This window comes from Pseudomonas sp. UBT, assembly GCF_050915955.1.
Classification (GTDB): Bacteria; Pseudomonadota; Gammaproteobacteria; order Pseudomonadales; family Pseudomonadaceae; genus Aquipseudomonas; species Aquipseudomonas antarctica_A.
On the sequence record NZ_CP168079.1, the window covers coordinates 833,085 to 852,004 of the forward strand.

Genomic DNA, 18,920 nt, shown 5'->3' on the forward strand with positions numbered 1-18,920 from the left:
CTATGTGGGAGCTGGCTTGCCTGCGATGCAGACAACTCGGTCCTCCCGTCAGACCGAGCTGATGCTCTCGCAGGCAAGCCAGCTCCCACACAAGCCCGCTCCCACATGGGATCACTGCAAGCCCAACTTACCGGGTTAGCAGCATTTAGGCCCACCCTTGCCACCGTAACGGGCTTCCTGGCGTTCCCGGAAGAACGCCTTGTAGTCCATCATCGGTTTGTCCGGGTGCTTGGTTTGCATATGCTCGACGTAGGTATCGTAGTCGGGCATGCCGACCATCAGGCGCGCGGCCTGACCGAGGTATTTACCGAGGCGACTGATGTCATTGAACATGGTTGCAATCCTCGATTACGCGTCCGGTACGGCCTGGAACGGGGCTTCTTTATCCGTACGCTCTTTGTTGCCCCAAGCGGCGACGCCGACTTTGAGCGCATAGAACAGGATGCTGAACACCACGAACAGGAACAGCGCCGTCAGCGTTGCGTTGGTGTAGGCGTTCCAGATCACGTGCTGCATCTGGTCGATGTTCTTGGCCGGGGCGAGGATCTGGCCGCCGGCCAGGGCATCGCTGTACTTCTTGGCCAGCGACAGGAAGCCGATCGCCGGGTTAGCGTCGAACAGCTTGATGAAGCCTGCGGTCACGGTGCAGATCAGCAGCCAGACAGCCGGCAACATGGTCACCCAGATGTAGCGTTGGCGTTTCATTTTGATCAGCACAACGGTGGCGAGCATCAGCGCGATACCGGCCAGCATCTGGTTGGAGATACCGAACAGCGGCCACAAGGTGTTGATGCCACCGAGCGGGTCGATCACGCCTTGGTACAGCAGGTAACCCCACATTGCCACGCAACCGGCGGTCGCAATCAGGTTGGCCGGCCAGGAGTCAGTCCGCTTGAGGGACGGCACGAAGGAGCCGAGCAGGTCTTGCAGCATGAAGCGACCCGCACGTGTACCGGCATCCACCGCCGTCAGGATGAACAAGGCTTCGAACAGGATCGCAAAGTGGTACCAGAATGCCATGGTGTTTTCACCCGGCAGCACACTGTGCAGGATCTGCGCGATACCCACCGCAAGCGTCGGCGCACCGCCGGCACGCGCCAGGATGGTGGTTTCGCCGATGTCATGCGCCACCGCCGTCAAGGCTTCCGGGGTAATCGCAAAGCCCCAGCTGCTGACGGTTTGTGCCACAGTCACCACATCCGCACCCACCACGGCAGCCGGGCTGTTCATGGCGAAGTACACGCCTGGCTCGATCACCGAAGCAGCAACCATGGCCATGATGGCAACGAACGACTCCATCAGCATCGCGCCGTAGCCGATGTAACGGGCGTTGACTTCGTTATCCAGCAGCTTGGGCGTGGTGCCCGAGGAAATCAGCGCGTGGAAACCCGAGACCGCGCCACAGGCAATGGTGATGAACAGGAACGGGAACAGGCCGCCCTTCCACACCGGGCCGGTGCCGTCGATGAATTGGGTCAGGGCCGGCATTTTCAGCACGGGCATGGTGACCAGGATGCCGATCGCCAGGGCGATGATCGTGCCGATTTTGAGGAAGGTGGAGAGGTAGTCCCGTGGTGCCAGGATCAGCCACACCGGCAGTACCGCCGCGACGAAACCGTAGCAGATCAGCATCCAGGTGATCTGGATTCCGGTGAAGGAGAAGGCCTTGGCCCAGACCGGGTCAGCGGCAATCTGCCCGCCCAGCCAGATCGAACCCAGCAGCAACAGCACGCCGATCACCGAGATCTCACCAATGCGGCCCGGGCGGATGTAGCGCATGTACACGCCCATGAACATCGCGATCGGGATAGTTGCCATCACCGTGAAGATGCCCCAAGGGCTCTCGGCCAGGGCCTTGACCACAATCAGCGCCAGCACCGCGAGGATGATGATCATGATCAGGAAACAGCCAAACAGCGCGATGGTCCCGGGAATGCGGCCCATCTCTTCGCGAACCATGTCCCCCAGGGAACGGCCGTTGCGACGGGTGGACAGGAACAGGACCATGAAGTCTTGCACCGCACCGGCCAGCACCACCCCGGCAATCAGCCACAGGGTGCCTGGCAGGTAGCCCATTTGCGCCGCCAGTACCGGGCCGACCAACGGGCCTGCACCGGCAATCGCCGCAAAGTGGTGACCGAATAGGATGTGTTTGTTGGTCGGCACGTAGTCCAGACCATCATTATTGAGCACTGCCGGGGTGGCCCGCAGTGGATCAAGTTGCATCACATTGTTAGCGATGAACAGACTGTAGTAACGGTACGCAACCAGATAGATGGCCACTGCAGCGACCACAATCCACAAGGCGTTGATCGCCTCGCCGCGGCGCAAGGCCACTACGCCCAGGGCGCACGCTCCTACGATTGCCAGCAGCAGCCAGGGTAGGTGGCGTAGCAGGCTATTATTATTTTTCATTTTTATATTCCAGCCAGGGTGGACAGAAAGGACAGCCAGCCCGAGTTTAGCGCTACTGGCCTCAAAGACCAGCCCCCTACGTTGGTCTAGAGCCTTCAGGGGGCAAAAAAGCGGAAAAACCGGCCCAATAGTGGCGCGGAGCTACAATCCCTCTATATCACCGAGGGTTTCACCATGACCGAGCAACCGTCTGATCGCCGCCGTTTTCGCCGAATAGCCTTTGATGCCAAGACCGAACTTCGGCAAAACGGCCAGGAATGGCCGGTGCAGTTAGTGGATTTGTCGCTGAAGGGCTTGTTGGTACAGCGCCCATCGCCTTGGCTGGGCAATGCCGCTGAACGCTTTGACGTGGATATCCACTTGGACCCTGAGACCGACGTGCAGATGCAGGTACGGCTGACTCACGAGGATCACAGTCAGTTAGGCTTTATGTGCGAACACATTGACTTGGACTCGATCAGCCACCTGCGGCGGTTGATCGAGCTAAACCTGGGCGATCAGGAAGAACTGGAGCGTGAGCTGGGGGCATTGTTAGAGATTTGAAAACCCTCTAACCCGGAGAGGCTACGGGTGTCTGAATAGATGCACTCACGCGTCAGCCTCGGCTACACCCTCATAAATAAAAGTCATATATTTAGATCAAATCATCATAAGCCCCCTCCTACACGAGCACCGAGAAACATATAAACCACCCACAAATACGACATACGTCATTTTAATTAAAACTGTAACAATTCGATCCACTTTGAATTCAGTGAAAAAAACAAGCAACGCCTCTCTTTTCTTTAAAAATCAATACCTCCAAAAATGAAATTATTTTCATGATTGACCATTAAGACGAAACGGTTCGCATACTTGATAAAAATGTAATTAATAAACTACATTTTACCTGCGTTTCCAGCCCGACCCTCTAACAGGACGTTAAAGTATGCTTATTGCCAAAGCTGAAATCTTCTTGACCGAAATCCCCTATAAAAACCCCTACCAAACCGCTACCAATATAACGCCGAAGGGGCGGCATATAGTGTTAAAGTTAACCACCGACACTGGCTTGGTAGGGTGGGGAGAGTCCGGAATTATCTCAAGACGCTATCCTGCTCAAGGCGATACTCCCGAAACCATGTTGGCCGTCCTTGAAAGTTATCTATGCCCGGCAATCATTGGCAAAGACCCTTGCGCATTCGAAGTTATCATGGGTCAACTCGACACGCTAATCAAAGGGCATCTATTTGCCAAGTGTGCGATTGATCATGCTCTTTTAGACCTCGCGGGCAAAGTGCTTAACGTTCCGGTTTGTAACTTGTTGGGTGGTGCATACAACCTCAGTTACACCGTCAGCCGAAGCTTGCCATTTGCCTCCGCCAGAGAGGTCACTGAGCGGGCAGTTCAACTACAGGCACTGGGTTACAACCGATTGACACTGAAAGGTTCCGGGGTACTGGAAGATGACTACGCTTGTTTTAAAGCGGTTAGACATGCGCTAGGAGATCGCTTTGAGCTCGAAGTAGACCCCAACTGCGCCTACGACGTCCCCACCGCCATCCAATTTATAAAGCGTATTGAGCAGTATGGCGTTTTCGCTGTCGAGCAACCAACGCCAGGTCATGACATCGCTGGGTTAGCGGAAGTAAAGCGCAATGTAGCGACGACTATCATTGCCGATGAAAGCCTGTTTACTCCTAGAGACCTCAAGGACATCATCAGCCTCAATGCAGCACACGCTATATGCTTGAAACCCTTTAAATCCGGAGGAATATTAGCCTCACGTCGACTGTGTGCCGCTGCTGAAGTTGCAGACCTACACGTCAGCACGGGCAGCATGCACCCCTTCGGTATTGGCACTGCAGCGCTTCATCATTTTGTTGCCACACTGAAAAATGTGGCAACCACTGGCTATGGATGTCCTGCCGAGAGGTTCGCCGATGATATTGTTGACGAAAGCGGTTATTCATTTTGCGACGGCAGAGTAACACTGGCTATCGACAAACCCGGACTCGGCGTTGAAGTCAACGAAGATAAACTGTTGACGTATTCGTCACACTGCAAAGTCGTCGAACACTCGATGCACTTCTAACCCTCAAGACAATGGATTGCGTGTGATGACATTTATTACGCTTGTCGACTCAACGTTGCGAGAAGGAAATCAAGCGCCAGGCGTAAAGCTGACCGTCAAGTCGACGCTGGCCATTGGCCGTGCGCTCGCGGACGCGGGCATCGACTTTATCGAAGCCGGTCACCCCTATGCATCAAAGCAGGAGTTTGACCGAGTCTCCTCACTGGTGAAGTCGAGACTTGCCAAAAACATATTGGCGCACTCGCGCGCGCATCGCGATGACATTGATGCTGTTTATGCAACGGGGGCTAACTGGATAGGGATATTTGCAGGCATTAACGAGGCCTCACAAAAATACAGGCTCAGAAAAACAAAAGAAGAGATACAAGAACTTGTCCGGCGCAGCGTCCTGTATGCAAAATCGCTAGGGTTGAACGTGCGATACACCATTGAGGACGCCTCGAGAACTGATCCAGAAGATTTGATCGAAACCTATAAAATCGCCGAAGCCGCTGGCGCCGACCGTATCTGTTATGCAGACTCACTGGGCATCTGTGAACCCTTTAAGGTTCGATCCACCGTACAGCTGATTAAACAGACATTACCCCACATGGACCTGGAAGTGCATTTCCATGACGACAGAGGTTTGGCCATGGCAAATACACTGGCATCCGTCGAAGCAGGTGCCACCTTTGTATCCTGTACCGTGAATGGCATTGGTGAACGCTGCGGTATCACTGAGACCTGCCTACTGATTACAAATCTTCATTTCAATTCAATATTGTGTAGCGGCAAAAGCCAGAAGGTATTGAAGCTCAGCAGTCTTGTATCAAAAGCCATGGGTGACACCTTTGATCGCCGTCGCCCGATCATTGGTGAATATAGCTTTGTGCACACCGCAAAACTTCATCTGACCGCCAATACCAGGGACCGCAATTGCTACCATTGGGTAGACCCCCTCTACTTGAGCGAATAACAATTAATGCACTTCATCAGGGAGGCAGGCCCATCAATATGATTGAGCATGAGTGGCTGACAGGCGCTGGGTTGGTGATGTTAGGTGTTATAACGGGTTTTATCGGGACCAATACGGGGGGCAGTGTATTTCTGACAGTACCGGTGATGATCTGGCTCGGAATACCCCCACAGGCTTCGATAGCGACAGCCCGCCTGGCTTCGGTAGGGACGATGTTTGCAGGTTTAAGACACTTTCATAACAAGGGAAAAGTGGATTACAGGCTAGCGGCCCCTGCTGCCGCACTTGGGTTGGCCGGCGCCTTGGTCGGTGCCAGTCTGCTCGTGCAAATAGATCCCGCGCTGCTGCATAAAATCATTGGCGGCCTGACACTGCTACTGGTGGCGCTTTCACTCATCAGGAAGCCCCACGCGCCGGCGACCACCCCGTCATCGCTCAGACGCTTTTGCGGCTATGTTCTATTCGTTCCCGTGGGCATGATTGGAGGTTTATTCGGCGGGCAGGCCAAATTATCAACTTATTTGTACATTATATTTTTTAAAAAAACGATCAGTGAGTCAATTGGCACTCGCAAGGTGGGAGGCCTTATCCTTTCAGTCGGCTCGTTAATAATATTCGGTGTTAGCGGCATCATTAATTGGCAGTACGGATGTTGCCTGATTATAGGCACGCTATTTGGCGCCAATGCGGGCGCCAAGTTTGCTCTACAGAAAGGCGATAAGTGGATGGAAAGCGCGTTCAACGTCGTCGTCATTGCCCTGGCGTTGAAAATGCTCTTCTGGTAGTGGCTCTCTCACGGAAAAAACGACAGTTCAGGGGAACGCCGCACGCGCAGGGAAATCATTTTCGTTTTCCCAGTAGCCCGCCTTCTGACTCGACTCAGCCTGCCATTGCCCGTCGACAAAACGATAGGTCGTATAGCGGGTTGCGAAATCGTCGTCGCCGTCACCGTCCATGAAGGACGACACTTGCAGTAGCTCATCCGCGCCAGCGTTGGCCGGCGTAGCAATCTGCCACGCGGCTTTGCCGGTCTGGGCCAGGGTCAGAGGCTCGACCTTACCGTCGGCGCCCTTATAGCTCATCGGCTTGAGTTGCTGTTTGGCCGGCAGCAGCAGTTGAGTCGCCGGGCCGCTGTAACTGCCCATCGGTGCCGTCTGGTCGATGATCAAAAAGTACACGGGTTCCGGCAGGCCTTTGAGCGGAGCCTTCTGGACCTTGGCCAAGGGATAGCCAAGATCGTCGTGCGCCAGCATCGTGCCGGAGGCCGACAGTAAGCGTACCTGAGCGTTGAGCAACGGGTTCTCCACCAGATCGCCGGGCTCGTCAAACGAGTCCTCATCCAGGCCATTGCCCCAACTGTCCTTGTGCAACTGCGCGCTGATGCGCTGGTCTTCCAGCACCTGCAACACGCTGCCGTCTTCCGTCGCCAACTTCTGGGCCAGGCGGTAACCGGCCGGCAGTGTGGCCGACTCAGCCAAGGCAATGCCCGGTAACCCGAGCAAGGCCACGAACAGGGCACATACCCCCCAACGATGGGTCTGTTGCATTGCGCTCATCCCTGATTGCTCCACGTTTATTCGAAAAGTGCATCCAACGCCTGCTCCAGGCGCGTGACCGCAATAACCTGCAAGCCCGGCGGCGATTCTTTCGGCGCATTGCCCTTGGGCACAATTGCGCGCTTGAAACCGTGCTTGGCCGCTTCTTTCAAGCGTTCCTGGCCACTCGGCACCGGGCGCACCTCGCCCGACAGGCCGACTTCACCGAACACCAACAAGTCATGGGGCAGCGGCCGATTGCGCAGGCTGGACATCACCGCCGCCATCAAGGCCAGGTCGGAGGCGGTTTCCAGCACCTTGACCCCGCCAACCACGTTGAGGAATACGTCCTGGTCATGGGTGGGAATGCCGCCGTGACGGTGTAGCACAGCGAGCAACATCGCCAGGCGGTTCTGATCCAGACCCAGCGTGACCCGGCGCGGGTTGGCCAAGTGGCTGTCATCCACCAGCGCCTGCACTTCCACCAGCATTGGCCGAGTGCCTTCCCACGTCGCCATCACCACACTTCCCGGAACTTCTTCCTGGGCACGTGTGAGAAAAATGGCCGACGGGTTAGAGACTTCTTTCAAACCTCGGTCGGTCATGGCGAACACGCCCAACTCATTGACTGCGCCAAAGCGGTTCTTCACCGCCCGCAGCAATCGCAAGCGGCCATCGGATTCGCCTTCGAAATACAGCACAGTGTCGACCATATGCTCAAGCACCCGTGGCCCGGCCAGCGCGCCTTCTTTGGTCACATGGCCGACCAGGAAGATCGCCGTGCCGCTTTGCTTGGCATACCGCACCAGCAGCGCCGCGCTTTCACGCACCTGGGATACGCCGCCAGGTGCCGACTGCAACTGCTCGGTGAAAATCGTCTGGATCGAGTCGATCACCATGACCTTGGGCTTTTCGATGCGGGCCGTGGCGATGATGCTTTCGATGCAGGTTTCGGTCATTACCCGCAGTTGATCCTGGGGCAGGCCCAGGCGACGGGCGCGCATGGCCACTTGCTGCTGGGATTCTTCGCCGGTGACGTACAGCGCCGGCATGCGACTGGCGATGCTGCACAGGGTTTGCAACAGGATGGTTGATTTACCGATGCCGGGGTCGCCACCGATCAGCACCACCGAACCGTCCACCAGGCCACCGCCGAGCACGCGGTCCAGCTCACCGGAAGCCGTGGAGAAACGCGGGATCTCTTCAACACTGACTTCGGCCAAGGTCTTGATCTGCGCCTGTTGCCCGGTCCAGCCCGCTCGGCCGGTGGGGGCTGCGGCGCCGCCGCTTTCGATCATGGTTTCAGTCAGGGTGTTCCACGCGCCACACTCGGAGCATTGGCCGGCCCACTTGGGAAAGGTCGCGCCGCACTCCGTGCAGCCGTACATGCGCTTGGCCTTTGCCATTTGAGAACCTCCAACCGAAAAACCGCGATGATAGCTCAGCGCGGCGCCGGGGTCCGGATTTCACCACTGGCTAATCGTGAAGCACTGTTGCCGATCGGGTCCTCGGCGTTGAGGTCGGCGCCCTTGGCTTTTAATTCATCCATCAGCTCGATGCGCTTGAACAGCCCGGCGTACATGGCGGCGGTCTGCCCGGCGCCGTTGCGCTGGTCGGGGTTGCAGTTGGTGGCCAGCAGCCGTTGGGCGATTTTCAACTCACCTTTGAAGATTGCCCCCATCAACGCCGTATTGCCGCGTTTGTCCTGCACGCAGGCGTCGGCGCCGGCGTTGAGCAGGCGCTCCACGAAAGACCCCTGGCCGTGGTAGGCGGCAAGGATCAGCGCGGTGTAACCCTTGTCGTCCTGGGTATTGAGGCTGTAGCCGGATTCGATGAAGGTGTTGAGCATATCGACATCGCCACGGCGGGCGGCGTCGAAGTAGTAGTCCTGTAACTGCGCCTTGAGCGCGACCGGGTCGGGGGCCTCGGCATGGGCGACGAAGGCGAGCATTGCCATCAGTAAACCGAGAGAGATTCGCATGGGTTTTCTCCTAACAGGGGGTCGACACCCTGATCTGGGCGTCGACCGGAACCAACGTCAGTCAGTCAGTTTTTCTGCCAGCGCTTTAACGCGAGCCAGGTCACCTTTGGCGACCTTGGTCACACCCGTGCCGTACTCCGGGTCAGCTTTATAGAGGAACGACAGGATGATGTGCTTGCTCTCATCATCAGTCGTCGCCAGCGAGCCGCCGAAGTTTTCGATCAGGTCCTGACGCTCTTTCTTGCTGTAGGTGCGGTACAAGTCACCGGCCTGCTTGAAGTTCTGCTCACGCTGGATCTTCGCCTGCTGGGTGCTACCCGACAGCGCCGACTGGCTGTAGCGCTCGGTTTGCGGCTCTTCGCGTGGCAACAGCCGGCTTGGCTGGTAGTTCACGCCGGTGGTGGTTTTGCCGAAGTTCATCGCGCCGTCCTGGTTACCGTTGTTGACGGTGACGCGGGGTGCGTTGATCGGCAGTTGCAGGGCATTCGGCCCCAGGCGGTACATCTGGGTGTCGGCGTAGGAGAACACCCGGCCTTGCAGCAAGCGGTCTTCCGACGGTTCGATGCCCGGGACCAGGTTGGCCGGGGCCATGGCCACTTGCTCGGTTTCCTGGAAGACATTCGCCGGGTTGCGGTTCAACACCATCTGCCCGACTTTACGCTCCGGCACGTTCGGCCAGATCTTGGTGGCGTCCAGCGGGTCGAAATCAAACTTGGCCAAGTCCTCGGGTTTAAGCACTTGCACATACAGGTCCCACTTGGGGAAGTCGCCCTTGTTGATGTGGGTAACCAAGTCATTGGTCATGTGGCTGTAGTCACGCCCTTGCACCTCGGTAACTTGCTTGGGATCGAGGTTCTTGATGCCTTGCAGGCTCTTCCAGTGGAACTTGACGTAGTGCACTTCGCCTTTGGCGTTGATCAACTTGTAGGCATGTACGCCGTTGCCGTCCATTTCCCGATAACTGGCCGGGGTGCCGGAGTCTGAGTACAGCTCGGTCAGCGTACGGGTGGACTCGGGAACATGGGAGAAGAAGTCAAAGCGACGGGAGTCGTCGTCCAGGTTAGTGCGTGGGTCGGGTTTGAACGCGTGCACCATGTCCGGAAACTTAATGGCGTCACGGATGAAAAACGTCGGGAAGTTGTTTCCTACCAGGTCCCAGTTGCCTTCGGCGGTGTAGAACTTGGTGGCGAAGCCGCGCGGGTCACGCAGGGTTTCTGGAGAGTGGTTGCCGTGGACCACGGCCGAGAAGCGCACGAATACCGGCGTCGCTTCACCTGCGGCGAAGACCTTGGCTTTGGTCAGGTCGCTGAGGTTGTCGGTGACGGTGAAGGTACCGTGGGCGCCGGTGCCACGCGCGTGCACCACACGTTCCGGGATGCGTTCACGGTCGAAGCGCTGCAGTTTTTGAATAAGCTGCACGTCCTGCAGCAGCACCGGGCCATTGGCCCCGGCCGTTTGGGAGTTCTGGTTGTCACCCACGGCAGCGCCGTTATCGCGGGTCAGGTTGGCGGCTTGTACAGAGAGGGAAAGCAGGCTGGCGGTCACCAGTGCCAACGCGTATCGCGCTGAAACCGGCCCGCGGCTCATTGGAGTATTCATCGAGGTGTCCTCTGGTTTTTTTGTGCACATTCAGTTGTGCTTGCCAGAGGCTAGTGACCTGCGAGTCAGAAGATAAATAGAAAAACACCACCGGTACGATTAAGAAAAAAGTGTGGTAACCCACTGAAACAGCGAGTATTTCGCGCGCGATTGGTGGCACTTTGCAAACTATTTGCGATTTAATGTGTCGATAAAAATTGACAGTGTTAACGGTTGTGTCGCGCAAGCCGCCTACGACTGAATTACACTGACCTCCACCCTTCTCATCTGTAACAAGGAATAACCTATGGGCGTGATCAGTGAGTTCAAGGCCTTCGCGGTCAAAGGTAATGTGGTCGATATGGCCGTCGGTATCATCATCGGCGCCGCCTTCGGCAAGATTGTTTCCTCGTTTGTAGGCGACGTGGTCATGCCGCCCATCGGTCTGCTGATCGGTGGCGTGGACTTCGCTGACCTGGCCGTGCAACTCAAGGCGGCGCAAGGCAGTGCTCCGGCCGTGGTACTGGCTTACGGCAAATTCATCCAAAGCATTATCGACTTCGTGATCATCGCGTTTGCGATCTTCATGGGCGTAAAAGCGATCAACCGCCTCAAGCGTGAAGAGGCCGTGGCGCCGACCCTGCCGGCAACGCCGAGCAAAGAGGAAGAGTTGCTGACGGAGATCCGTGATCTGCTCAAGGCTCAGAACAACAAGCCGCTTTAAATCGGTGGACCCAGAAAGGCGCCTATTGCAGGCGCCTTTTTTTTACCAATAATTTTCCACCGCCACTTGCCCTGGGCGCCGGCTCAGGCTCAGTTGCATGTCGCGTTGTTTGAGCAGTTGCCGTGTGTCATCGACCATCTGCGGGTTGCCGCAAATCAGCACGCGGGAGAATTCGGGGGTCAGCGCGACGCCAGCAGCGCGTTCCAGTTCGCCATTCTCGATCAGCGTGGTAATGCGCCCGTTCAGCGCCCCGGGATGCTGTTCACGCGTAACGATGGGGATGTAGACGAGTTTATGGGCGTATTCGGCCAGGTACTCTCGCTCACCCAACGCTGCAATCAGGTGCTGATACGCAAGCTCTTTGGCCTCGCGGGCGCTGTACACCAGAACGATACGCTCGAATTTCTCCCAGGCCTCGAAGTCCTGCAGGATCGACAGAAACGGCGCCACCCCGGTACCGGTGCCCAACAACCACAGGTCGCGCCCGTCCACAAAGCGGTTCAGGGTCAGGAAGCCTGTGGCCTGGCGCTCCACCATCAAGGTGTCACCCACCTGTAGCCGGCTCAACTCACTGGTGAACTCGCCCTCCGGAACAACAATAGAGAAGAAGTCCAGGTGCTCGTCAAACGGCGACGACACGATGGAGTAAGCACGCCATACGGTACTCCCATCCGCCTTGCTCACCCCCAGGCGCACAAACTGGCCGGCAGTAAACCGAAAGCCCGGATCGCGTGTGGTGCGCAGGGTAAACAGGCTAGGGGTCAGCGATTGCACGTCGAGCAACGTCTGGCGGGTAAATTTCTCAGCACTGGCCGTCATGGGGGTCTCCGTTCAACAGGTACCCCTAGTGTCCCCCAAAGTCGCACAGGGAAACACCGTTGGTTTGTACTGGCATTACCGTTGACCCGGATGCTTACAGACAGAGGGGAACGTAAAATTATTACATTCCAAAGACATTTAAGCGCAGGACGGGCATTAAATTACCAACTAATCATTTAGCTATTTCCCAACTTCCAATACGCCATTAGATGACACAGTCAATCTAACTGATATCAATCCAATATCGTCAGCAACCTGTTAAAACAAATGAGATTTTCTTACTAACAACTAAACTTACACAAAAAACTCACTGCTGTACAACTTCATGAAGTGTAAAGACGAAGGCCACATGACATTTTTTTCACCTCTCCATGCAGCCTTTATCCTACACTCCTTTCCGTGCCTCATTGGGAGCCAGGAAGTGCCCGGGCAATAACAACAAGTATGGAGAGTTACCGATGGTCAACTGGCGCAACACGAGGATCCCAAAACTTGAAGGCGAGGATAAGATCACCACTATTTATGAGATGGTCGTGAATCACACCTATCAGCTCGGCTTTGAATATTGCTCATTTACGATGAGTTCCCTACAACCCACCCTTCAAACAAAACAGTTTCACTTAAACAACTATCCAAATGAATGGAACAGCGTTTACAAGCAAGCGAACTTCTTTGATATAGACCCAGTAGTAGCCCACTGCAAACGTAGCGTAATGCCTATCGTGTGGGACGAAAAAACGTTCAGCACCACGCCACACTTATGGTCGTTGGCCCAATCGTTTGGCGTGCATTTTGGTTGGACTCAGGCAGTACACGACTTCCAGGGCGTGTTCAGCATGCTGACCCTGGGCCGAAGTACCGGCGAAGTCAGTCCGCAAGAGCTTTACGAGAAAGCCGGCCAGGCACTGTGGCTTTGCCACGTATTGCACGCGGCGGTGGCACAAAAACATGCCGATAAACCGAGTATTACGCCGCCTTGCAAATTGACTCCACGGGAAACGGAAATCCTCAAATGGTCAGCCATGGGCAAGACGGCGTCGGACATTGCCACGATCCTGTGTCTGTCAGAACGTACCGTGGGTTTTCATATCAGCAGCTGCCTCAAAAAATTGGGCGTCAATAACAAGATCGCTGCCGTGCTCTGTGCCTCCAAAGCGGGCCTGTTTTAACCGGCGTACAAACACCGCATGTAATCCCACCGAAAAAAAAGTAACATTTACGGCCTATTCTGAGTGTTGAAGCCGCGCCTAGGTGCCGCCTCGCCGTTCACTCAGTTGCCGTTCACACGGATAGTTGCGCCGGTTGCCCGCACCCGCCGCCGCCCATCGTTGACCCAGAGCCTCCCCCGCCATGCCCCTGCTTGACAGCCCCTTCGCCCAGCTCGATCTGATCCGCCAGCCAGAGCAACACAATGACCCGCTGCAGGCTTTCGATGCCGCCGACGAGTACCTGCTCAACTACCTGGCCGAACAGCCGCATGGCGCCGCAACCCGCGTACTGGTGCTCAATGACAGCTTCGGTGCCGTGGCGGCCAGCCTGGAAGGCAAGGTTCAGGTGACGTCCAGCGGCGACTCGTATCTGGCAGCCCAGGGCCTGGAGAAAAACCTGGTGCGCAATGGCAAGGCGTTTGATGCAGTACCGTTCGTGCCCGCCAGCCAGGTGCCGACCGGGCCGTTCGACCGCGTACTGATCCGCGTGCCGAAGACCCTGGCCTTGCTGGAAGAGCAACTGATTCGCCTGCAAGGGCAGTTGGCGCCGGGCGCCGAGGTGATCGCGGGCGCTATGATCAAGCACCTGCCACGGGCTGCAGGCGAGCTGCTTGAGCGCTACATCGGGCCCATGCACGCCTCACTTGCGGTCAAAAAAGCCCGGCTGCTGATTGCCACCGTCGAAGATCGCCCGGTTGCCGCCTCGCCCTACCCCACTCGCTACGCCTTGGACGCACCGGCCATCGAGTTGCGTAACCACGCCAACGTGTTCTGCCGTGAAGGCCTGGACATCGGCACCCGCGCCTTCCTCCCGCACCTGCCGAAAAACCTGGGCAGCGCTCGCGTCGCCGACCTGGGCTGCGGTAACGGCGTGCTGGCGATTGCCAGTGCACTGCAAAACCCCGACGCGCAGTACACGCTCGTGGATGAATCCTACATGGCCGTGCAGTCGGCGCTCGAGAATTGGCAGGCGGCACTCGGGGCGCGAGAAGTCATCGTTCGCGCCGCTGATGGCCTCGCCGGCCAGGAACCGCAGTCCCTGGACGTGGTGCTGTGCAACCCGCCGTTCCACCAGCAACAGGTGGTCGGCGACTTCCTTGCCTGGCGCATGTTCCAGCAGGCGCGGGAGGCCCTGGTGGTCGGTGGCGCGCTTTACATCGTGGGTAACCGCCACTTGGGCTATCACAGCAAGTTGGCGCGTTTATTCCGTGGCGTTGAGCAAGTGGCCGCCACGCCTAAGTTCGTGATTCTCAAAGCGCGCAAATAAAAAACCCCGCCTTTCTCGCAAAAGGCGGGGTTGAAAGCCGGGCCGCAAGGCCCGGAACGGGATGTCAGTGAGTCGTCAGGCCGGCCGCGCTCATGAACATACGCATCAGGCTGGCCACGACGAACAGGGCCAGCACACTGCCGGTCCAGATCATCGCCAGCCACCCCAGGCGCCGCCACAACGGCTGTTTTTCGGCCTGTTCGATCTCGTGCAACGTAGGTTTGCCGGGCATGTTACGACCCTCCTAGTGATAACCGTCTTCGTGGGTGACCTTGCCGCGGAACACGTAGTAGCTCCAGAAGGTGTAGCCCAGGATAAACGGGATGATGAACAGCGTGCCCACCAGCATGAAGCCCTGGCTTTGCGGCGGCGCGGCGGCGTCCCAGATCGAGACAGACGGTGGAATGATGTTCGGCCACAGGCTGATCCCCAGGCCGCTGTAGCCGAGGAAGATCAGTACCAGTGTCAGCAGGAACGGCGTGTAGTGCGCATTACGCGCCACTGCGCGGATCAAACCGTACATGGTCACCAGCACCAGGATCGGCACCGGCAGGAACCAGAACAGGTTCGGCAGGGTGAACCAGCGCGAGGCGATTTCCGGATGCGCCAGCGGCGTCCACAGGCTGACGATACCGATCACCGCCAACACCACAAAGGCCAACGGCCGCGCCAGGTTGTGCATCTGCTCCTGCAACTTGCCTTCAGTCTTCATGATCAGCCAGGTGCAACCGAGCAAGGCATACGCGACCACCAGGGCCACGCCGCAGAACATCGTGAACGGCGTGGCCCAGTCGAGTGAGCCGCCGGCAAACTGGCGATTCACCACCGGGATGCCGTCGATAAATGCCCCCAGCGCCACGCCCTGGAAGAACGTCGCCGCGATGGAGCCGCCGATGAACGCCTTATCCCACAGGTGACGCTTATGGTCCTTGGCCTTGAAGCGGAACTCGAAGGCCACGCCCCGGAAGATCAGCCCGATCAGCATCAGGATCAGCGGCAGGTACAACGCCGACAACACCACCGAATAGGCCAGCGGGAACGCGCCGAACAACGCCGCGCCCCCCAGGACCAGCCAGGTTTCGTTGCCGTCCCAAACCGGGGCGACGGTGTTCATCATCACGTCACGGTCGACTTTGCCCGGGATAAACGGGAAGAGAATGCCGATGCCCAGGTCGAAACCGTCCATGACCACGTACATCATGATGCCGAAGATGATGATCACGGCCCAGATCAGCGGAAGATCAATACCCATCTCAATTCCCCTTGTGCTGGATGTGAGTGTGGTCGTCATCGCTGCCATCATCGGCCGCAGACAACGGACGGGCCGGTGTGCGTTTCTGCCCAGGGCCACCATGGGTTGGCTCGGAGCCTTCGTGAGTCTGAGGCCCTTTGCGCACCAGACGCATCATGTAGCCCAACCCGGCGCCGAACAGCGCGAAGTACACCACCACGAACAACACCAGGGTAATGGTCATCTGCGCCAGGCTATGCCCGGAGGATGCATCCGCCGTGCGCATCAACCCGTAGACCACCCAGGGCTGACGACCGATTTCGGTGGTGAACCAGCCGGCGAGAATCGCGATCAGGCCGGACGGGCCCATCCACAACGCCAGGTACAGGAACGGCCTGGAGGTGTACATCTTGTCGCCGCGGCGCAGCCACAGGCTGAACAAACCGGTGAAGATCATCAGGAATCCCAGACCGACCATGACCCGGAACGACCAGAACACGATGGTCGAGTTGGGACGGTCTTGCGGCGGGAAATCCTTGAGCGCCGGCACTTGCTTGTCCAGGGAGTGGGTCAGGATCAGGCTGCCCAGGTACGGGATTTCGACGGCGTATTTGGTCTTCTCGGCTTTCATGTCGGGCCAGCCGAACAGGATCAGCGGCGTCGGCTCGTTGCCGATATTTTCCCAGTGACCTTCAATCGCGGCGATTTTCGCCGGCTGATGCTTCAGCGTGTTCAGGCCATGGAAGTCGCCAATCACCGCCTGGATAGGCGCGACGATCAAAGCCATCCACATCGCCATCGACAACATGGTGCGGATCGCCGGGTTGTCCTTGCCGCGCAGCAAGTGCCAGGCCGCCGAGGAACCGACGAAGAACGCCGTGGCCACAAACGCTGCCGTGGCCATGTGCGCCAGGCGATACGGGAATGACGGGTTGAAGACGACGGCGAACCAATCGGTCGGTATCACGCGGCCGTCCACGATTTCGAAGCCCTGGGGTGTCTGCATCCAACTGTTGGACGACAGGATCCAGAAGGTCGAGATCAACGTACCGACGGCCACCATCACCGTGGCAAAGAAGTGCAGTTTGCGCCCGACCTTGTTCCAGCCGAACAGCATCACACCGAGGAAACCGGCCTCGAGGAAGAAGGCTGTCAGCACTTCATAGGTCAGCAACGGCCCGGTAACGGCGCCGGCGAAGTCCGAGAAGCGGCTCCAGTTGGTGCCGAACTGGTAGGCCATGACCAGCCCGGAGACCACACCCATGCCGAAGTTGACGGCAAAGATCTTCGACCAGAAATGGTAGAGGTCACGGTAGGTGTCGTTGTGAGTCTTGAGCCACAAGCCCTCGAGCACCGCAAGGTAACTGGCCAGGCCGATGGTGATCGCCGGGAACAGGATGTGGAACGAGATGGTGAACGCGAATTGAATTCGGGCGAGATCTAGCGCCTCCAAACCGAACATAAGTTTTCCTCTGTCAGGTAATACCGGCTGCTGGCTGGGAGCCTGCACCCACTGCCCCCACGGATATGGAGTGTGGCGAATTTCAATTCGTTTCTTTTTTTACCCATCACGCAGGGATTCTGGCCTTTCGGCCGCCAGAACAATCCCGGGGCCGGTTTTGATCTGGATCAAGCATTGCTGAAAGAGTAGTCCCATTTTGGCTGTAGGAAGGCGTGGTCTTTTGCCGCGTGACAGCTTGTCTCAGCCCGGCGCCCAGCAAACCCTTGCAACTATTTGTTACAGCTTGATGCTAACCTCGGTGCTCCCTCCGCTCCGAACCTGTATTCCCGATGCCTAGTGAACCTGCGTTGCTGTTGCGTCACCACCGCCCTTTCATCGCGTTCTGGCTGGCACGGATCTTCACCGCCAGCGGCTTCCAGATGCTCACCGTGGCCATCGGCTGGAACCTCTACCAATTGACCGGTAACGTGCTGGACCTGGGTTTGGTCGGCCTGGTGGAATTCGTACCGCGCGTACTGTTCATGTTGCATACCGGGCACGTGGCCGATCGCTATGAACGGCGCAAGGTCGCCGCCATCTGCCAAACCGTGCAGGCACTGATTGCGTTGTCCCTGGCCATCGGCGGCCTGACCGGCAACGTCACCCGCGAAATGATCTTTATCCTGGCCTTTCTGCTCGGCGCCGCACGCTCGTTTGAAATGCCCACTACCCAGGCGCTGCTGCCGAGCATCGTGCCCAGCGCACTGTTTCCGCGAGCCGTGGCCTCCTCACAATCGGCGCAACAACTGGCAACCATCGTCGCGCCGGCGCTCGGCGGTTTGCTGTACGCATTCGGCAGCGTGTGGGTGTATGGCCCAACGGTGGCGCTGTACCTGATTGCCTGCGTGCTGACCCTCAACCTGCCCGCCCGCCAGACCCCACTGAACAAAGCCAAGGCCACCCTGGACTCGCTGTTGGCCGGGGTTCGCTTTATCCGCAGCCGCCCGGACATCCTCGGTGCCATCTCCCTCGACTTGTTCGCCGTGCTGCTGGGCGGCGCCACGGCGTTGCTGCCGGTGTTCGCCAAAGACATCCTGCTGACCGGCGCCTGGGGCCTGGGCCTGCTGCGTTCGGCACCGGCGGTGGGCGCGTTGTTGATGTCGCTGTGGCTGGCGCGGTTCTCGGTGGACCGCCAGGTCGGTCGCGTGATGTTTACCGCTGTGGGTGTGTTCGGCGTGGCAACCATCGCGTTCGGCCTGTCGACTTCGTTCTGGTTTTCCCTGGCCGTGCTGGTGGTGCTCGGCGCGGCGGACATGATCAGTATGGTGATCCGCGCCTCCTTTGTGCAGCTGGAAACCCCCGATGAAATGCGCGGGCGCGTCAGTGCGGTCAACGGGCTGTTTATCGGCGCTTCGAATCAGTTGGGCGAGTTCGAGTCCGGCATCACCGCCCATTGGTTCGGCACCGTGCCCGCCGTGGTCATGGGCGGGATCGGTACGCTGCTGGTGACGGGCGTGTGGATCAAGCTGTTCCCGTCCCTGGCCAACCGCGACCGCATGCATGTGCCGGTGGAAGAGGCCAAAGTCTAAGTCCCACCACCTGATTTGATGCTGGAATGCAGTAAAGGTTGGCGGCGGGATTGCTCGCGAATGCGCAGTGTCAGTCACCTAATGTATTGACTGATGCACCGCA

The 18,920-nt window shown here is 57.8% G+C and carries 18 protein-coding genes; 8 read left to right on the top strand and 10 right to left on the bottom strand.

The features are described 5' to 3' along the window. Window positions 1–135: 135 nt before the first annotated feature. Both ACDZ94_RS03875 and ACDZ94_RS03880 read right to left on the bottom strand, forming a co-directional pair. Window positions 136–333: a YbdD/YjiX family protein gene (locus ACDZ94_RS03875; RefSeq protein ID WP_003176208.1), complete on the bottom strand. Its 198-nt coding sequence runs from the start codon at window positions 331–333 to the stop codon at window positions 136–138. A gap of 15 nt (window positions 334–348) precedes the next feature. Next, on the bottom strand, window positions 349–2,415 hold the full coding sequence (locus ACDZ94_RS03880) for a carbon starvation CstA family protein (protein ID WP_064454217.1): 2,067 nt from the start codon (window positions 2,413–2,415) through the stop codon (window positions 349–351). 174 nt (window positions 2,416–2,589) lie between these two features. On the opposite strand from ACDZ94_RS03880, the gene ACDZ94_RS03885 reads away from it, so the two are divergent. The 4 genes from ACDZ94_RS03885 to ACDZ94_RS03900 all read left to right on the top strand — a co-directional run bounded on the left by ACDZ94_RS03885 (window position 2,590) and on the right by ACDZ94_RS03900 (window position 6,229). Beyond that, on the top strand, window positions 2,590–2,958 hold the full coding sequence (locus ACDZ94_RS03885; protein WP_432751095.1) for a PilZ domain-containing protein: 369 nt from the start codon (window positions 2,590–2,592) through the stop codon (window positions 2,956–2,958). Between the two features lie 385 nt (window positions 2,959–3,343). After that, window positions 3,344–4,489 carry a mandelate racemase/muconate lactonizing enzyme family protein gene (locus tag ACDZ94_RS03890; protein ID WP_432751096.1) on the top strand — a complete coding sequence of 382 codons (1,146 nt, stop codon included), beginning with the start codon at window positions 3,344–3,346 and terminating at the stop codon, window positions 4,487–4,489. Between the two features lie 25 nt (window positions 4,490–4,514). Beyond that, window positions 4,515–5,444, top strand: a complete 930-nt coding sequence (locus tag ACDZ94_RS03895; protein WP_221295677.1) for a LeuA family protein — start codon at window positions 4,515–4,517, stop codon at window positions 5,442–5,444. 38 nt (window positions 5,445–5,482) lie between these two features. Then, window positions 5,483–6,229 (top strand): sulfite exporter TauE/SafE family protein, encoded by a 747-nt coding sequence (locus tag ACDZ94_RS03900; protein ID WP_432751097.1) that lies wholly within the window; start codon window positions 5,483–5,485, stop codon window positions 6,227–6,229. Between the two features lie 27 nt (window positions 6,230–6,256). Here ACDZ94_RS03900 and ACDZ94_RS03905 read toward each other — a convergent pair whose 3' ends face one another. The 4 genes from ACDZ94_RS03905 to katB are packed head-to-tail and all read right to left on the bottom strand — an operon-like array spanning window position 6,257 to window position 10,559. Then, window positions 6,257–6,991: a hypothetical protein gene (locus ACDZ94_RS03905; protein ID WP_221296146.1), complete on the bottom strand. Its 735-nt coding sequence runs from the start codon at window positions 6,989–6,991 to the stop codon at window positions 6,257–6,259. A gap of 26 nt (window positions 6,992–7,017) precedes the next feature. Continuing rightward, entirely contained in the window at window positions 7,018–8,385 is a 1,368-nt protein-coding gene (radA, locus tag ACDZ94_RS03910) for a DNA repair protein RadA (RefSeq protein WP_053258110.1), read from the bottom strand. 35 nt (window positions 8,386–8,420) lie between these two features. Further along, window positions 8,421–8,960: an ankyrin repeat domain-containing protein gene (locus ACDZ94_RS03915; protein ID WP_221295678.1), complete on the bottom strand. Its 540-nt coding sequence runs from the start codon at window positions 8,958–8,960 to the stop codon at window positions 8,421–8,423. 57 nt (window positions 8,961–9,017) lie between these two features. Then, entirely contained in the window at window positions 9,018–10,559 is a 1,542-nt protein-coding gene (gene katB, locus ACDZ94_RS03920) for a catalase KatB (RefSeq protein ID WP_432751098.1), read from the bottom strand. 286 nt (window positions 10,560–10,845) lie between these two features. Between katB and mscL the strand changes: the two genes are divergently transcribed. After that, complete coding sequence (gene mscL, locus ACDZ94_RS03925; RefSeq protein ID WP_064454222.1) at window positions 10,846–11,262, top strand: large-conductance mechanosensitive channel protein MscL; 417 nt, start codon at window positions 10,846–10,848, stop codon at window positions 11,260–11,262. A 42-nt stretch (window positions 11,263–11,304) separates the two neighbouring features. Here the strand turns inward: mscL and ACDZ94_RS03930 are convergent, their stop codons facing one another. After that, complete coding sequence (locus tag ACDZ94_RS03930) at window positions 11,305–12,081, bottom strand: ferredoxin--NADP reductase (protein WP_407017092.1); 777 nt, start codon at window positions 12,079–12,081, stop codon at window positions 11,305–11,307. A 458-nt stretch (window positions 12,082–12,539) separates the two neighbouring features. Between ACDZ94_RS03930 and ACDZ94_RS03935 the strand changes: the two genes are divergently transcribed. Together ACDZ94_RS03935 and ACDZ94_RS03940 are read left to right on the top strand one after the other, a co-directional pair. Beyond that, on the top strand, window positions 12,540–13,250 hold the full coding sequence (locus tag ACDZ94_RS03935; protein WP_221295680.1) for a helix-turn-helix transcriptional regulator: 711 nt from the start codon (window positions 12,540–12,542) through the stop codon (window positions 13,248–13,250). Window positions 13,251–13,431: 181 nt separating this feature from the next. Next, entirely contained in the window at window positions 13,432–14,556 is a 1,125-nt protein-coding gene (locus ACDZ94_RS03940) for a methyltransferase (RefSeq protein WP_064454225.1), read from the top strand. Window positions 14,557–14,620: 64 nt separating this feature from the next. Here the strand turns inward: ACDZ94_RS03940 and ACDZ94_RS03945 are convergent, their stop codons facing one another. Genes ACDZ94_RS03945 through ACDZ94_RS03955 form a run of 3 tightly spaced genes read right to left on the bottom strand, consistent with a single transcriptional unit; the run spans window position 14,621 to window position 17,249 of the window. Further along, window positions 14,621–14,788 (bottom strand): DUF2474 domain-containing protein, encoded by a 168-nt coding sequence (locus ACDZ94_RS03945; RefSeq protein WP_064502999.1) that lies wholly within the window; start codon window positions 14,786–14,788, stop codon window positions 14,621–14,623. A gap of 12 nt (window positions 14,789–14,800) precedes the next feature. Then, a complete protein-coding gene (gene cydB / locus ACDZ94_RS03950; RefSeq protein ID WP_064454226.1) occupies window positions 14,801–15,808 on the bottom strand; it encodes a cytochrome d ubiquinol oxidase subunit II in 1,008 nt (335 codons plus the stop codon). Window position 15,809: 1 nt separating this feature from the next. Further along, on the bottom strand, window positions 15,810–17,249 hold the full coding sequence (locus tag ACDZ94_RS03955; RefSeq protein WP_064454227.1) for a cytochrome ubiquinol oxidase subunit I: 1,440 nt from the start codon (window positions 17,247–17,249) through the stop codon (window positions 15,810–15,812). A 329-nt stretch (window positions 17,250–17,578) separates the two neighbouring features. Between ACDZ94_RS03955 and ACDZ94_RS03960 the strand changes: the two genes are divergently transcribed. Next, complete coding sequence (locus tag ACDZ94_RS03960) at window positions 17,579–18,817, top strand: MFS transporter (protein ID WP_262666312.1); 1,239 nt, start codon at window positions 17,579–17,581, stop codon at window positions 18,815–18,817. Window positions 18,818–18,920: the final 103 nt, after the last annotated feature.

Bases quoted from the DNA above. Each gene is read 5' to 3' on its own strand.
- ACDZ94_RS03875 (WP_003176208.1), bottom strand. From the start codon at position 333: ATGTTCAATGACATCAGTCGCCTCGGTAAATACCTCGGTCAGGCCGCG.
- ACDZ94_RS03880 (WP_064454217.1), bottom strand. From the start codon at position 2,415: ATGAAAAATAATAATAGCCTGCTACGCCACCTACCCTGGCTGCTGCTG.
- ACDZ94_RS03885 (WP_432751095.1), top strand. From the start codon at position 2,590: ATGACCGAGCAACCGTCTGATCGCCGCCGTTTTCGCCGAATAGCCTTT.
- ACDZ94_RS03890 (WP_432751096.1), top strand. From the start codon at position 3,344: ATGCTTATTGCCAAAGCTGAAATCTTCTTGACCGAAATCCCCTATAAA.
- ACDZ94_RS03895 (WP_221295677.1), top strand. From the start codon at position 4,515: ATGACATTTATTACGCTTGTCGACTCAACGTTGCGAGAAGGAAATCAA.
- ACDZ94_RS03900 (WP_432751097.1), top strand. From the start codon at position 5,483: ATGATTGAGCATGAGTGGCTGACAGGCGCTGGGTTGGTGATGTTAGGT.
- ACDZ94_RS03905 (WP_221296146.1), bottom strand. From the start codon at position 6,991: ATGCAACAGACCCATCGTTGGGGGGTATGTGCCCTGTTCGTGGCCTTG.
- radA (WP_053258110.1), bottom strand. From the start codon at position 8,385: ATGGCAAAGGCCAAGCGCATGTACGGCTGCACGGAGTGCGGCGCGACC.
- ACDZ94_RS03915 (WP_221295678.1), bottom strand. From the start codon at position 8,960: ATGCGAATCTCTCTCGGTTTACTGATGGCAATGCTCGCCTTCGTCGCC.
- katB (WP_432751098.1), bottom strand. From the start codon at position 10,559: ATGAATACTCCAATGAGCCGCGGGCCGGTTTCAGCGCGATACGCGTTG.
- mscL (WP_064454222.1), top strand. From the start codon at position 10,846: ATGGGCGTGATCAGTGAGTTCAAGGCCTTCGCGGTCAAAGGTAATGTG.
- ACDZ94_RS03930 (WP_407017092.1), bottom strand. From the start codon at position 12,081: ATGACGGCCAGTGCTGAGAAATTTACCCGCCAGACGTTGCTCGACGTG.
- ACDZ94_RS03935 (WP_221295680.1), top strand. From the start codon at position 12,540: ATGGTCAACTGGCGCAACACGAGGATCCCAAAACTTGAAGGCGAGGAT.
- ACDZ94_RS03940 (WP_064454225.1), top strand. From the start codon at position 13,432: ATGCCCCTGCTTGACAGCCCCTTCGCCCAGCTCGATCTGATCCGCCAG.
- ACDZ94_RS03945 (WP_064502999.1), bottom strand. From the start codon at position 14,788: ATGCCCGGCAAACCTACGTTGCACGAGATCGAACAGGCCGAAAAACAG.
- cydB (WP_064454226.1), bottom strand. From the start codon at position 15,808: ATGGGTATTGATCTTCCGCTGATCTGGGCCGTGATCATCATCTTCGGC.
- ACDZ94_RS03955 (WP_064454227.1), bottom strand. From the start codon at position 17,249: ATGTTCGGTTTGGAGGCGCTAGATCTCGCCCGAATTCAATTCGCGTTC.
- ACDZ94_RS03960 (WP_262666312.1), top strand. From the start codon at position 17,579: ATGCCTAGTGAACCTGCGTTGCTGTTGCGTCACCACCGCCCTTTCATC.